This window comes from Pseudoalteromonas sp. c7(2019), assembly GCF_011378625.1.
Lineage (GTDB): Bacteria > Pseudomonadota > Gammaproteobacteria > Enterobacterales > Alteromonadaceae > Pseudoalteromonas > Pseudoalteromonas arctica.
This window is the reverse complement of sequence record NZ_WTKS01000092.1, coordinates 1-201: the sequence shown is the minus strand read 5'-3', so window position 1 is coordinate 201 and position 201 is coordinate 1. Positions and strand designations below refer to the sequence as shown.

The 201-nt window shown below is 34.8% G+C and carries 1 riboswitch.

From position 1 onward, the window contains the following. Position 1: 1 nt before the first annotated feature. Positions 2-86: riboswitch (cyclic di-GMP riboswitch) on the bottom strand. Positions 87-201: the final 115 nt, after the last annotated feature.

Sequence of the window (201 nt, the reverse complement as noted above, 5' to 3'; positions counted from 1 at the left end):
CCTCGGTAACTCCGCTGCCATTGACGTTAATCTACAGGCCGGTGGTTTTGCGTATTAAGGTTTCCCCTAACTTGCCTTTTTCTAGCTAATAATATTGTAATTACTGAATCAAGTGCATAATTGCGTTAGTGCATTAGATTATTTATAAATCAGTTAACTCAGATTATAGAGCTTGAATTTGAAAATACAAAGAATAAGTTC